The 12,835-nt window shown below is 62.1% G+C and carries 11 protein-coding genes and 1 pseudogene; 9 read left to right on the top strand and 3 right to left on the bottom strand.

The window, feature by feature from the left end; genetic code table 11:
* Positions 1-13 precede the first annotated feature (13 nt).
* Positions 14-361: a hypothetical protein gene (locus M1P99_RS09730; RefSeq protein WP_304452332.1), complete on the bottom strand. Its 348-nt coding sequence runs from the start codon at positions 359-361 to the stop codon at positions 14-16.
* A 160-nt stretch (positions 362-521) separates the two neighbouring features.
* Here M1P99_RS09730 and M1P99_RS09735 point away from each other — a divergent pair.
* The 9 genes and pseudogenes from M1P99_RS09735 to M1P99_RS09775 all read left to right on the top strand — a co-directional run.
* Positions 522-734 (top strand): annotated as a pseudogene (locus tag M1P99_RS09735) (hypothetical protein); the annotation flags it as partial.
* Positions 735-956: 222 nt separating this feature from the next.
* Complete coding sequence (locus M1P99_RS09740; protein WP_304452333.1) at positions 957-1,283, top strand: hypothetical protein; 327 nt, start codon at positions 957-959, stop codon at positions 1,281-1,283.
* Positions 1,284-1,330: 47 nt separating this feature from the next.
* On the top strand, positions 1,331-2,263 hold the full coding sequence (locus M1P99_RS09745; RefSeq protein WP_304452334.1) for a hypothetical protein: 933 nt from the start codon (positions 1,331-1,333) through the stop codon (positions 2,261-2,263).
* Positions 2,260-3,924 (top strand): hypothetical protein, encoded by a 1,665-nt coding sequence (locus M1P99_RS09750; protein ID WP_304452335.1) that lies wholly within the window; start codon positions 2,260-2,262, stop codon positions 3,922-3,924. The genes M1P99_RS09745 and M1P99_RS09750 overlap by 4 nt, the downstream gene beginning before the upstream one ends.
* A gap of 90 nt (positions 3,925-4,014) precedes the next feature.
* A complete protein-coding gene (locus M1P99_RS09755) occupies positions 4,015-4,557 on the top strand; it encodes a hypothetical protein (protein ID WP_304452336.1) in 543 nt (180 codons plus the stop codon).
* Positions 4,558-5,045: 488 nt separating this feature from the next.
* The gene (locus tag M1P99_RS09760) at positions 5,046-5,384 is read left to right on the top strand and encodes a hypothetical protein (RefSeq protein WP_304452337.1); all 339 of its coding nucleotides are present in this window, start codon (positions 5,046-5,048) and stop codon (positions 5,382-5,384) included.
* A 33-nt stretch (positions 5,385-5,417) separates the two neighbouring features.
* Positions 5,418-5,711 carry a WXG100 family type VII secretion target gene (locus tag M1P99_RS09765; RefSeq protein ID WP_304452338.1) on the top strand — a complete coding sequence of 98 codons (294 nt, stop codon included), beginning with the start codon at positions 5,418-5,420 and terminating at the stop codon, positions 5,709-5,711.
* 14 nt (positions 5,712-5,725) lie between these two features.
* Positions 5,726-6,097, top strand: coding sequence for a hypothetical protein (locus tag M1P99_RS09770; protein ID WP_304452339.1), 372 nt, complete (start codon positions 5,726-5,728; stop codon positions 6,095-6,097).
* A 75-nt stretch (positions 6,098-6,172) separates the two neighbouring features.
* Entirely contained in the window at positions 6,173-8,359 is a 2,187-nt protein-coding gene (locus M1P99_RS09775; protein WP_304452340.1) for a protein kinase, read from the top strand.
* A gap of 731 nt (positions 8,360-9,090) precedes the next feature.
* Here the strand turns inward: M1P99_RS09775 and M1P99_RS09780 are convergent.
* Positions 9,091-10,074 (bottom strand): hypothetical protein, encoded by a 984-nt coding sequence (locus M1P99_RS09780; RefSeq protein WP_304452341.1) that lies wholly within the window; start codon positions 10,072-10,074, stop codon positions 9,091-9,093.
* Between the two features lie 222 nt (positions 10,075-10,296).
* The gene (locus M1P99_RS09785; protein ID WP_304452342.1) at positions 10,297-12,819 is read right to left on the bottom strand and encodes a hypothetical protein; all 2,523 of its coding nucleotides are present in this window, start codon (positions 12,817-12,819) and stop codon (positions 10,297-10,299) included.
* Between the last annotated feature and the right edge of the window lie 16 nt (positions 12,820-12,835).

A 12,835-nucleotide genomic window follows, 5' to 3' on the forward strand; every position in this document is an offset into this window, starting at 1 on the left:
GGGGGTGATCGGATCAGTAAACGCTGTACGGGCCGTGGTTGATCGGGCGGGAGAGGTCACCGTCGCTCTCCGAGAAACCGCCACCCGACTCCTGGTCAGTGGAGGCGATTTCCTCGGCGCTGGACTGGATATTGCCCGCAATGTCCCTGGCATGTTCTTCGACGTCGCGTATGTTCTCTACCTGCGTGCTCGAATATCCTGCCCAGCCAGTCACCCCCGGTGTCTTCCCCCCCGCGTCCTTGGCTGCCTCGATGGCGTCCTCGAAGTCCGCTGACGCGCCGATGATCCGAAGAGCGGCGTTCTCCGCCGACACTCCTCCGGAGTGCGCCTCGGTGACGTCGGCGCCGGACTCATGTCCCATCTGTGATCACTCCTGGGGGTCGCTCCTAGGGGGCCTGGGCCCGCCGCCTCCGCACTCACGGTGGGGTACGGATGGGAGAGTAGCGCACAGGGCGGTTCCGTTCCCTGACGCCCTGTGATGCTCACACGCCCCCGGAAGTTCGCCGGACACGCGGAGCACGCAGTACGCCCCCGCCTCCGAGCGGGACGCGGTCCTGCTGCAGACGGAAGAGAGCTGGTTCCGCGTCGACCTGGAGGAGGGCGAGGTCACCGAGACCACGGAGCTGCTCCCGCGCTTCCACGATGCCTCTATGGACGGCTACCCCCTCGTGGTCCGCTGGTCCCAGGAAGCCCCCGACACCGACCCCAGCGCTGAAGCCTCACCGACCACTTGAGCTGAAAGGCCCGAACATGTCACCGCACCCCCGTGGCCGAGAGCGGCCGATCCGCGTCCGGCCGACCACGGAAGCGAAGGCACCCAGCGGTGTGCGGCATTCGATAACCGGGCTTCAGACCGAGGCCGCTTCCCAGGAAGGCCGACCGACGATCACCACTGCTAACGTGCGGTCCGACTCGACAGAACCCGAACTTTCACACGCCCAGAAAGGTGAGTCCACATGACCGAGGCAGGCGGAAACCCGATCGAGTTGATGCAGGGTGGCGTGTACGCCGAGACCCTCGCCTCCTCGATGGCGGGTCTGGCGGACATGTTCGAGCTCCTGGTCGACGACGCTGCCGGCTCCGCGGGTAACGACGATGTGGCGGCCGGCTACCGCGCTCTCAAAGAACGGCACTCCCAGGACTTCATCGACGTCCAGGCACACGGCCTTCAACTCGCCGAGAACGTCCAGGCCGGAGCAAGAAATATCGCCTTGAACGACGTGGAAAGCGCCGACGAGTACGACACCGTTTGGGACCTGCCTCGACCCATCAACATTGACTGACCCCTACGCCGTACAGCCCCCGTCCCTCCGCTCGCAGAAGGCAGACCGTGGCCTCGTTCCAACTCTTCTTCGCACCTCGTGACATCAGAGCCAACGAGAGTCAGATCCGACCCCACATCGAGAATTTCAAGACTCTGCAGGCCCGTCTGCTCGGCCGAGCAGACGATCTCGAAGGTAGCTTCGACGCATCCGCCACCCACTTCTCAGACCTCATCGCTTGGGACGTCTCCACCCTGGGAGCCGAGGACTACCAGCTCTGGGTGGACTCCACCGTGGCGTTGGAGTACGCGGCTGACGTCACTGAGCAGTGGGCCGACTACGTCAAAGAGTTCTGGGACAAGCGGGACGACCTCTGGGACGAGTGGGACGGCGCGGTGTCATCAGCCGTGGGTCGGGTCCCCTCTGAATACGCGGAAGCGACCATCACTGCCAGCTACCCCGAACGTGAAGGATTCTTCGCAAGCATCGGTGGCAGCGACGCGAACATCTGCCGTGACCTCTACGACGAACTCAAGGGCAAACTCGACGACATCAACGAGCGCGCCCAGGAGAATTACGACAAGTACGAAGAGCACGCTGAAGAGATCCGCGAGATGCTCGAAGAGGGCGCCACGGACGTCAACGTCCAGAAGCTCGCCGACGGTGGCTATACCGATTGGAGTTACTCCAACCTTGATCCCGACAAGTACCTGGAACTCGAGTCCGACTTCGAGTTGACACCAGAATCAGCACGTACCGCGGCCGAAGAGATGGTGCCCTACTGGTCAGGCGACAAGCCGTTGGACGACCGCTACCACGAACTGATGCTCGTCATGAGCATGATCGGCACCAACGCGAGAAACGCCCAGAACGACGGCAACAAGATCGACGATGAGGAGATCGAATTCCTGGAGCAGTTCTACGTCAACGTCGAACTCCAGGGGGCGGCCCCTATGGGGGTGTGCTGGCGGTTCCGGAGTGGCTGGAGGGCGACCACATGAGCGACGAGGAGCGCGAAAGCGCCCTCGGTGTTCTCGGGGACGGGCTACTGGCCCTGTCAGACCCCGAACTGGGCGGCGGCTACGACAGGCTGCCCGAGAGCGTCCGGAGAGCAGCCGAAGGGCCATTCCTGGAGACGTCCGGCGACGCGCCGATCTACCACATGTCGACATACCAGGAGGACGCACGGGCCCTGTCGGCGCTGCTCGGCCACACCGCCGACGAACTGCAGGGCGGCTACACACTGTCCACCAACCTCACCATGTCAGCCGGCTCCTACAACTACTTCTGGGGTGAGGGAGAAAACGGTTGGTTGACTTCGGAGGAACTCGCCCCCCTCGTCGACGTTGGCACCCGCAACGAGGACGCCAACTACTTCATACTCACCGGCGAACAGCCCGAAACCGCCGCGGATGTCGACCTCGATTATCCGGATTCATTCCGCGAGCAGACGGTGCAGGGACTCCTCACCTACGAGTGGCACGATCAGGGAGAGACCGCCAGACAGTTCACCGACTGGCTGGCCGAGGACCTCCATAGCGGAGACCGCGAAGAGGCCATTCGCGCAGGGGACGGCTTCGCGGGGCTCATGGAGTTGGTCACCGACCCTGACATGTACGAGTCCCTCACGAACACGGGCGTGGACGTCACCGAAGGGGACAACGACTACTCCGACGCGTCCTTCACACAGTTCAACGGAGGGATCGCGGACAGCCTGGCTGACATCTTCGACGCACACATCTACAGCTTCGCCAACGGCGACGTCTACGGCGCCGGGGACGAACCGGTGGAGGGCATCGGCAGCTACGACCACGACACCGGTCGCATCCAGATGGGACCGCAGGAGCGGGCGATGTACATGCAGTACATCCTGGGCAACGACGAATCCGCTGGCCGCGTGGTCAACTCCGTGGACATTTACCAACAGATCGAGTCCGTCGCCTATCTGGAAAGTGGGGACGCCGCCAGCAGCGCGCGAGGGGCGGGCCAGTTGCAGGCTCTGCTGGAGGAGGGCCTGCGAATGGAGTCCCAGGACCGCACCGACGACCTGGGGGACCAGGTCGAACGCGAGACGCAGATCGCCGAGTTCGTCGTCGGCGAGGCGGGAGGCCTCGCCGAGAAGATCCCGGTCATCGGCGCCGCCGTGTCCAAAGGGATGGAACTGGGCCAGGACAGCATCGTGCAGGCCATCGTCGACGGCGACTATGAGATCACCCCGCGCTTCCCCACCTACACCAGTGACGAGCACATGGAACGCACCTTCAACCTCGAGGTGCTCGACTTCGTCAACCTGAGCGACCCCGGGGCACTGAACGTCACCGACCACGACGATATCCAAACGCTGGTGGAGGGCGGCGCCCTGACCATCGAGCGCGACGGTGTACCGGTCAGCTCAGATGATATCGACGATGATTTCTTCTTCGACGATTCCGTTACCGTCAACCTGAACAAGAACCCCGAAGAATGGTCGTCGAACGCCATGTCGGACCTGGACAACATGGACGGCGCTCTGCGCGGCGTCCTCAAGAATGTCGAGATCACCGCCGACGACGAGACCGCCAGCGGGTTCGACTACTCCGGACAGTTCGTCGAGGACTACACGAGCGCCTACGACACGACCCGGGACTTCTTCGGCAACCAGAGTGCAGAGGAGGACGAGTGATGTTGGGTTGGAGGCCGACTGCCCTGCCCTCGCCCAGCCCCCCCTGCCCGACCCACCTTGGAGTACCCGTTGTCCCATCGTGAGCGCCCGATGTCCGTCCTCCTTGCGACCGCCTTGTCCTGTCTGTTGCTGTCCGCTTGCTCGTCCGAGGATCCGGGGGATCCTGGGGGTACAGAGGAGCTCGGGGATTCCGAGGACCGGGCTACGCCGGATCCCGAGGAGAGCGCGTCCCCTGAGTACGTCTCCTTCTTCTGGATTGAGCGGGGAGTACGGGTGCACACGCTCGACCGCATGATGACCGAGGGCACCCCGGAAGAGGTCCTGGACAACATCGATGACACGTCCAGGGAGCGGCTGCTCGACACCCGTGTTATCCAGGAAGTCGATGACGGGTACCGCGTCGAACTGAACGAGGACGAGTGGGATCCGGAAGCGGTCACGTTCCTCAACGTTCTGGACTCGGCGCTGGAGGCCGCCATGTCTCACAACGAGGTCACCTGGTGCGGGGAGCCCGTGACAGGCGAGGAGTTCATCGAGGGCTACACCGACGAGTTCCGAGAGGCCTTCGACAGCCACGAGGAGTACGAAGAGAGCATCGCTGATTACGTCGACTGCGGCACCGGCGAGTTGTGAACTCCTGGCCACGTTGGCGATCGGAGTGGACCCGTCACCGGTTGAGGATATCCAAACATGCAGCGAATTATTCGACACCCAGGTGGAATATCAGGAGAGCATCGCCGATTACGTAGCCTGCGAGTCCTGATCGGGCCGACTCCCGACCTGGTTGGCACCCGAAGGTGCAAACCCAGGAAACGGGTCCCGGAACCGCCGCGTCCACCGTCACGGTTAGGCACAGGAAGGAGAGTAGCGCACAGGCCGATTCCGCTCGCTGACGCCCTGTGATGCTCACAGGCACCCGAAGGTTCGCCTAGCACACGGAGCGCATAGTCACACCGCGGCCCACGTCACGACACGTGCACGCGCATTGACCGATACGTCACACCCTTACTAGGGTTTTTGTTCCCGTGCCTCCCGTGTTCGCGCGTGCCCCCGGCCGAACACCCTCAGCTCGGGGGACGGGTCTTTTTCGTGTTCATCACCGACTCCCCGGAAGGGTCCAGATGTCCCAGCACGCTGGTCTTGAGAATGTCAACAGTCTGTCGACGGGCGGTGAGCAGCTCGGGCAGGAGGCCGACGGGCTCCGCACACAGATGAACCAGCTCATCGACGACATGAGCAACGACGCCGATTCCCTCCAGGGCCAGGCCCTCAACGACTTCCGTGCGGCGCGGAACTCGTTGACCGAGCGCTTCGACGAGCTCATGACCTGGTGCAACCAGAACGGCATCAAGCTGAACGAGGGCCAGTCGCAGTTCAACATCACCGACAGCGACTCCAGCGACGACTTCTCCCAGGCCGGCAGCGACCTCGGCGGCCTGTCCCGTCCGGTCAACGCCTAGTCCTCCTCCCCTCTTCACTGAAAGGCGCTACCCATGGCCAACAATCTCGATGTCTACGGCGACGTCAGCGGTCTGCAGAACCTGGCCGCCGACCAGCAGGCCCACCTCGGGCGCTTCGCCGCGATCATGAGCCAGATCAACGAGCAGTCCCAGACCACGGTCTCCCAGTGGGAGGGCTCCGGCAGCGAGACCTTCGAGGCCAAGGCACAGGAGTTCGACACCCACTTCGCCGAGGTCAACGCCGCGTTCTCCAAGATGATCAGCGCCACCAGCGACACCGCGGACAACTACAGCAAGCTGACCAAGTACCTGGACGGCCTGTTTTAGTAGACTGAGGTCTGATGTCCTCCCCACCCCCGTCCTCGCCGAGCACACCGGCGCCTCCCGATCCGGATCCCCAGCTTCCCGAGGCGTTCCACTACACGCCCGACGAGGAGAAGTACGTCCTCGAAGCGGACGCTCTCCGGCACCGGCAGCTCCGGTCGGCTCTGCTGTACGGCTCCAGCCGGTACTGGCGTCGGCGTCAGCGCGTGTGGCCGTCGGTGATCGGCGGCGCCATCCTCATCGCGCTGATCTGCGGTGTGATCGCCCTGATCGGTGCCTTCGGCCGCCAACAGGAGGTCAACGAGGAGCGGGGGTGGGGAACCAGAGTCGGCCAGGAGATGATCGAGATCCCCGAACTCGACTCTCCGACGCAGTCCGGCCGCCTGTGACGCGCCACGTCACCCGCGGCCGGGGCTGATCCACCCCACCACGTCCACGAACAGCACCATGGGGGTCGCTCACGCATGTCCGGCTCCAACCGCACCGCGTCCTGGGCTCCCGGATACGACACGGCCGGTGTCCTTCGCCAAGGCGGCCGTGCGCGCATCGTCCGTGCGACACGGTCCACCAGTGGTGCCGACGTCGTACTGAAGGTCCTGCCCGCGGAGCAGGGGCGCGCCGAACTCTCCTGGCTGCGCGACCTCAGCGGTGTCTCCGGCGTGGTCTCACTGCTCGACGCCGGCCAGACGTCCGAGGGCGAGATGTTCGTGGTCCTGCCGTTCTACCCGGACGGCTCCTTCGGTGACATGCTCGCGAAGAAGGGCCCCGCCCCCATCCAGGAGGCGGCGGCCGTGGCGCGGAGTGTGTCGGCGGCCCTGGGCGCGATGCACGGGCGCGGACTCCTGCACAACGACGTCTGTCCGGGGAACGTCCTCCGGGCGGGACGGACCCCGGTCATGACCGGCTTCGGCTCGGTCCACCGGTCCGGCGAGGCGCTCCCGCCGCCGGGCCCGAACCGCGAGTCCTTCCTACACGCGCCCCCCGAAGCACTGCGCGGTGAACCGCGTACCCCCGCGTCGGACGTCTACCAGCTCGCGTCCACGATCTGGACGATGCTCGTCGGCTCCACGCCGTTCGCGAACACGGACGGGTCTCCCTTCGACGCCCGGGCGTACGCGGAGCGTGCGCTCTCTGAACCTCCTCGGCCTGTTCCGCGCCAGGACATCTCCCGCAAGCTTCGCGGAGTCCTGACCCGTGGCCTGGCCAAGGCACCCGAGGACCGCTTTCCGAGCGCGGCCGCATTCGCCACCGCCTTCGAGCAGGCCCGCACATCCCGGCCCGTGGCCACCCTGTCGGCGGAGACCGGCGGTCAGGCGCCCTCGTCGGGGCCACAGGCACCCCCGACCGGAGGCCGGGCACCCTCCACCGGTCCGCAGACGCCCCCGACCAGCCAGTTCCCACCCGCGGGCCCGCATCCGCAGGCAGCGGGTCCTCAGGCTCCGCCGACTCCCTCACGGCCCTCGCCCACAGGGCCCCAGAGCACACCAACCGGGTCCCCGGTCCCGCCGGCCGCTCCGCAGGCCCCGGCGAGCGCTGGGCAGACGCCCCCGACCACCGCCTGGTTCCCGCCCTCCGGACCGCAGACATCGATGTCGGGTGTCCAGCATCCGCTGTCGGGGCCGCAGGTCCCGCAGAGCGGGCCCCAGTCCCCGGCCCCCGCCTGGCAGCAGGCACAACACACTCAGGCTCCCCCGGCGACGCCCCCGCACCTGCCCCCCGCGCCCTACGCCCTCCCCGTGGAGCCGCGGCCCGCGCGGGGGGACGCTCGTCCGCCCGCGGCGCGGTTGGACAGCGCCCGAGAACTCCGCGGTACGCAGAACCCGCCCGTCCCGGACGACCCGGACGACCAAGCGGGCAGCCGGCTGCCCGCCACGGACGCGGGCGGCACGGCCGAGCTCATGATGGCCAAGCTGCGTGGGGAAGAGGTCTCCCCGCTACGCGCCTGGGCCCGGCTGGAAGGCTGGAGCGGCACCGCCGAGTCCGCCGTCCTCCCCACCGATGAAGCTCCGGCGGAGAAGGACGACGTTCCCGAGTGGGCGCCGTTGCACGAACCCGACCGGGGTCAGCCGCGTTGGCGGAAGCACATGCACATCGCCGTAACGGCTTGCGGCATCCTCGTGGTCACCAGTGTTGCGAGCGTCTTCGCCGCGAGCGGTTCACAGCCCGCACCCGTCGAGGCGGCCGAGGCGGCGGAGCCCGAAGCGGATGCCGATGCCGTCGCGGACGAAGAAACCGCCGTGCCCGACGAGGTCGTCGAGCCTTCAGTTCCGCCCGAGGTGCCCGCCGCCGACAACCTCGTCCTGGAGGACACTCTCAGCGCCGTCAACCTGACCTGGACCGACAACAGCGGCGGTACCGCCTCGTACTTCGTGCTCGGCGGCCCCAGCGGTCACGACCCGGTGACTCTGGCTCGGACGGGTCCCGGGGTCGTGACGGCGCAGATCATGACGGAGAACACGCAGATCGAGTACTGCTTCACGGTGGTCGCGGTCGAGGGCTCCTCCGCCGCCACCGATGAGGTGTGCACGACCCGTGCGGCCACCCGCGCGGAGCAGGAGCGCCTCGCAGAGGAGGAGGCTGCAGCCGAGGAGGAAGCCGAGGAGGAAGAGGAGGACCCCAGTCCGCCCCCGTCCCCACGCCCCTCCGACTAGGGAAGGCCGCTGACGCCGCTTCGCCCGGCGTGCTCGATGGGGCACAGCGACGGTGCCTGGAACGAGGTGTGCGTCGTCGAGCTCCATAAGCGCCTCTGACTGGAACAACCTCCTTCAGAGGCCTATGACATGCATGCGGCGTGGGCCTGCCCCGCCTGCATCGCACCGCTCGAGGTCCAGCCCCGCCCTACTGGCGATAGTCCGCCATCGAACAACTCACTGAAAAGGCTCTCGATGGCACAAGCGCACACAGGGTCAGCGAAGGCGCTATCCAATCCGACGGTGGGAACAGATTATTCAATCTTTGAACAGGGGACTCCGTTGAGTGCAAGACTCATATCAATCCCGAACGTCGAGACTGACGTGGTAGGCCGAACCGTGGAACCATGAGAACAGTCCCCCGGATGCCTGTCCCTCGCGAGAGCCCTGACTAGTCTCCTACCCCTGCTCCCCCATATGGTCCTCGCGTGGGTCGGAAAATCCTACGTGTCGGCTGGCCTGAGGGTCGGTCCTGGTGGTTCCCCCGGAGTCGGCGTGGCGGCCGAGCAGCTCACCGACGGAGTGATGGCGGTGGACCCCACTGCCGGCGACGAACTGTGGCGATACCGCTCATCTGGCTCGGACATGCGGCCCTTGGTCGCTGCAGATGGGGATTCACTCGTCGTGGAATATTACCCTGGCCCGAACGATGACGCCCCCGCTACAGTTCGAGTCAGCTTCGAGACGACGATTTAGCGCAATGAACTGTGCCCCATTTCCCCCACCGCGTCGGACAGGATTTCGTGGAGATCCTCGCTTCTCGCAACGAGCCCGGCTCCCCATTCCTGCCCATGTTCAGGAAGCTCCCCATCGATCATAACCCCCTTGCTTTCAAGAGTTTCCGGGTCGATCAACCCCCGCTCCAAGAACAGATGCCCTGATGCCAGGATCATTCGATATTCTACCTCCGAAGGATCTTCGAACAGAACAACAAAGTCAGGGGGTTGCTCTTCGCTAGCGGGCTGAGGGAAATACTCCATGGCAGCAAAAGACGTGTCCACTCCATGTTCGTTCATCAGGAGGTATTTCTCACTCCCGCTTTCCCGAACGATCCGACCCAAAGGATCTTCTTCCGCCCCTGGCATCGTACGGTGCGTCAATGGAAGCAACTCTGGAGCTTCTCCGCCTTCCCATTCGTATTCATATAGCAATTCGCCAGTGTCCGCCGATAGACCCACCAGGAACACTTCGCCCTCGCAGGCCGTGGCCACAGTGAAAGTGGATCCCACCGCGGAAATATGCACCTCCGCACAGGCGCTTTCCAGTTCATGACTCCACAACGCCTGGTCCTTGTCCAGCGAGCGGGCCTCCAACTGACCACCGCTGGAGTACACAAGCCGTGCGCCAGCCCCAAGCGCGTCCACCAACTCACTCGGGGAAGATTCTGACCAGTGGGCAGTGAGAGTCTTACCGTTCGAAGCGTCCAACAACAGCCAACGCGCGCGGTGGGAGAGCAGGCCTGTTCCCTCGAAGGCCACCACGACTTTTCTTCCATCAGCCGTCACCCCAGCGGCAGCCGCCTCGCCCAAGTTGCTATAGCTCCATACCTCGCCTACCGGATCAGTATCAAAGAGGGCGACATCCTCTTCAAAGACCACAAGCACCCCTCGCTCTGTGGTCGCAATCTCCCGCACTGGACCGCGCGGATCACTTTGTAGATAGTTCTCAACTTCCAAGGCACCAGAAAAGGAAAGATGCCCTGGCGTGCCTCTTCTAGAAGTCTCTATATCCCCAAGCCTATAAGCAGGAAGAACCCCAATTAGCATACCACCAAGGACGAAAGCTAGCAGCGTAGCAACTGGAAGAACGACCCATCTCCACAGATTCATATTTCTCACGATGGCCCCATAACTAAGATGAACTTGTCAAGATTATAAGGATACTGCGGTGCAATTGACCTAGGATCCGGATCTGCCGAGATTATCTGGCCCATAGTTTCGCACAAAAGTGCTTGCGTATTCGTCCACCTGGTCATTGGCACCGACATCTGGAGAAGCAGCGTGCAGAATATCCAGGAGCTCTTCTGTTTTGCTGTTCGCACCCGCACCCCATTCCGCAGTGGTGACTGGGAGGCGAGCCTCACCACTCGGATAATCGACAAGAAGCCCCGCTTCTGCAAGCTGTTCTTCGTCAATAGCACCACCCTCGAGGAGAACATGCCCCATTTGGAGAGTTACATGATTATATGCCTCCTGTTGATCCCTGAGGATGTAATCAGACATTTCATTGGAGCCATCATCCCCAGAAAGACCAGGAACAAAGTAGATATTCGGGATGTCATCCTTTACCGACTGATTGATTAGTTCAGAGTATGGAGATTTCAGCATTTCAAGGGTTACGCTCGCGGCAACCCCACCGCCAGGGCTACCCACCCCAGCGGCACCAGAGACAGCTGCGGAGAAGACACCGTACCCGGCCTCCCACTGTTTCTGCGCCTGCTCCCTCGCAGATTCAACGTCACCACCGCGGGAAATGTGTTCATCCATAATAGCTTCAGTCATAAGCTCCCTCAAAGATCCGCTAGCGGCCGCACCCTCCATCGCACCTGAGTTTCCATGCGTAAACACTTCTTCGAGGATTCTCCACTCTTGGTTCTCGGTGGCAGCAAGCACCTTGGGAGAAACATCTTCATTCGCGACAATCAACTGAAAGAAATCACGCTTTACAGATTCGGGCAAGATGAGAACTTCGTCCCCGACTCCATGGAAGATGATATCTCCCTCATTCTCACCGAGAGCCCGGTATCCTTCATCACCATTATGAATAGTGAAGTCGTCGATATAAGAAATATAGATATCGGCGAAGCTATCAGCAAGTTCCGGGTTTAGCTCGCCAACAGACATGTCGTGCTCGTCATCATCTTTGACTCCAGTGTCCTTGAATTTGTTCTCTCCATCCGAATCTGCCATCATGTTAATCAGACTGTAAGCTGCCTCACCAGCCATTCGCTGCTCTTCATCATTTCCATTATCGTGGAAATCGCCAATCCAGTCAGTGATTCCACTGACAGCGTCCCCATCGTCCCCCTCCCAGTCATGTGAGAAGAGCGTCGACACCAGTTCCTCATGGTCCGTTCCTGACTGACCAGCCGGTAGATGGAACTCGACCGGGTGTCTATAGTCCTCACCATCGGGATACTCCCCGGTCAGGATCGCGTAGTTCGCGTCCTCGTTCTGTGTTGCAAATTCCAGAATTCTACTCAGTGTTTCTTCGTCGATGGCGCTCGACGCCCAGCTGTCAACGGCGCCAGCGACCGTACCAATTGAAATGGCTGACAATTCAGCACCACCCTGAATTGAGTACCCTGTTTGCTTATGAGAACTTTCTCTGGCTTCGTCAAATATCTCCACCAGGAGCTCGAAGTCACCTGCCCAATCAGGAGAATAGGAGTTATTAAGAGATGTCGAAGCGCTATGTATCCGTGGACCTTCCACCGTACTCCTGACTGACTCGGGAAGATTGCTGTATTCTCCTCCGATATTTTCATCGGAGCTAGCGATTACTGTTCCGCCAATCAGCGCCAGAAGCTGATTTTTCTGAGCAACCGATAGGTGCTCACTTTCCTTAATGGCCTCGATGGAAGTAAAGAATTCCCCAGCCTCTTCTACCGGGTTATCGTATGATGAAACTCCCGTGTCACTCGATTCTGATGGGTCGGCATCGTCGAGATGAGCGTTCAGATCAGCCAGAATCTCTAGTTCACGTTCTGTTAGTTGTGTACCGCTTTCCTGTTTCCCCGCAACGTAGGCCATAAAGGCGTTCATCAGGCTGATACTTTCTTGAAGTCTCTCCAGCGCGGCTTCATCCCCCTCTGCAGCCTTCTGAATCGTTTCTCCGATCTCGGAGCCGTCCATACCCGGAGTGACTCCGAAGTACTCGTCATCGCCTGTTACAACCCATCCCAGCCCTCCAGGCGGTCCACCAATATGGCCTGCTTCGGTGAGAGCACTGATGTGCTCAGGAGTGGGGCCGTCCGAAAGCATGTCATCTACTGCCGAGGCTTCTGCCTCCAGTTTGCGCCACGCTGTATCGGCCAATCCTTGGTACTCTTCTACCAAGTTCTCCTTCTCTGATTTTGTATCCGCAGCGGCAATGTCGTTGGCAAGGTCACCTTCAAGATTTTCAATGGTGTTTTTGTAAGTCCGAACCGCTTCAGCGTAGGCCTTGATAACCCCCACAGCATGGATTGTTGCCAGGAGAGCACTGCTCCAAGCCTCTTCATTTTCGTCGGCAATTTCACTGATATCGTCCTCGATCAGGTCAGAGAACTCTGTAGCAGTCGTGTTGGCGACATCATTGTATCTTGCAGAACGGCCACAGATATTTGAGTACATCTCATCGAACACCTGTGCTTGGTTCTGGAGTTCAGCAACACTGACGCCACACTCTTTGGGTGAGATCTGATAGCTTCCCTCTGCCATGGAGTCGTCCTTCGGG

Origin of the sequence: Nocardiopsis sp. YSL2 (genome assembly GCF_030555055.1) — a bacterium.
Lineage (GTDB): Bacteria > Actinomycetota > Actinomycetes > Streptosporangiales > Streptosporangiaceae > Nocardiopsis.